Origin of the sequence: Streptomyces sp. AV19 (genome assembly GCF_015999245.1) — a bacterium.
GTDB lineage: Bacteria > Actinomycetota > Actinomycetes > Streptomycetales > Streptomycetaceae > Streptomyces.
In genome coordinates this window covers 1-1,304 of sequence record NZ_JAEAMR010000111.1, presented here as the reverse complement: position 1 = coordinate 1,304, position 1,304 = coordinate 1, and the positions used below count along the sequence as shown (strand labels likewise).

Genomic DNA, 1,304 nt, shown 5'->3' with positions numbered 1-1,304 from the left:
CGGGCCTTGTCCCCGAAAGTTGGACACGGATTATGCGGCTTGTGTCAGCGTAACTGACGGTTCGTTGATGGCGTTCTCATAGGCGATCGGCGAGCGTTGTCCGAGGCGGGAGTGGCGGCGTCGGGTGTTGTAGCGGTGCAGCCAGCGAAAGGCGTCCAGGCGGGCCTCGCGTTCGTTTGACCAGCCCTTTCTTCCCTTCAGGGTTTCCCTTTTGAAGGTCGCGTTGAAGCTTTCCGCGGCGGCGTTGTCGGCCGAGCTGCCGACGGGGCTCATGGACTGGATCACGCCGGCGCGGTGGCATGCCCCGGCGAAGGCGGCGCTCGTGTATTGCGCTCCGTGATCGGTGTGCATGACAGCGCCCTTGAGGCTGCCGCGGGTCCGCTCGGCTGCCGCCAGGGCGTCGATGACGAGCTCGGCCCGCATGTGGTCGGCGATCGCCCAGCCGGCCAGGCGGCGCGAGCACAGGTCGATGACCGTGGCCAGATAGAGGAATTTCCCGCTGCCTGTCTTCAAGTACGTGATGTCACCGACGTACTTGGTGTTCGGGCGCTCGGCGGTGAAGTCGCGGCCGATCACGTCGGACGCCTTGACGGCGGCAGGGTCTGGGATCGTGGTGCGGTGCTTCTTGCGCAGACGGAGCCCGGCGATCCCGACGGCGCGCATGACGCGGGCGACGCGCTTGCGGTTGACCCGCGACCCGTCCTCACGGAGCTCGGCGGTGATCCGCGGGACGCCGTAGGTACCGTCCGATTCGGCGTGGATCTTCCGTATCCGCTCCGCGAGCTCCGCGTCCGCGGCCTGCCGCGCGGCCCTGGCGGGAGCGGTCTTGCGCCAGTGATAGAAGCTGGAGCGGGCGACGCCGAGCACCGTGCACAACCGCTTGACGCCGTAGCGGCGCTGGTGGTCCTCAACGAAACGGAAGCGGTCTACCATTTCGTCTCCTGAGCGAAATACCGGGCCGCCTTGCGCAGAATCTCCCGCTCGGTCCGCAGCTCGGCGACCTCCTTGCGAAGGGCCCGCACCTCCGCCTCCAGCTCCGCGGCCGACGGCGTCCCGGCCGGCGCGGTGCCCCGCTTCCCGCCGTTCTTCTTGTCATCCACGCGCAGCCAGTTACGCAGCGTCTCCGCGCTGACGCCGAGGTCGGCGGCGACCGACACGATCGTCACCCCAGGCCGCGACCGGTACAGCGCGACCGCGTCCGCCTTGAACTCCGGCGGGTAATGCTTCATCCCCACAGGGACTCCCGTTCTCCTGGACCATCACGATCCAGTGTCTAGGGTGTCCAACTTTCAGGGCAAAGGTCC

At 67.7% G+C, this 1,304-nt stretch carries 1 protein-coding gene; it reads right to left on the bottom strand.

Features of this window, described 5'->3' with window-relative positions:
- Nucleotides 1–30: 30 nt before the first annotated feature.
- Nucleotides 31–1,235, bottom strand: a protein-coding gene (locus tag I5Q34_RS34255) for an IS3 family transposase (protein WP_199896408.1) whose coding sequence is annotated in 2 segments (ribosomal slippage) — nucleotides 31–947 and nucleotides 947–1,235 — 1,206 coding nt in all. Because the reading frame shifts where the segments join, the coding sequence is not laid out codon by codon here.
- Between the last annotated feature and the right edge of the window lie 69 nt (nucleotides 1,236–1,304).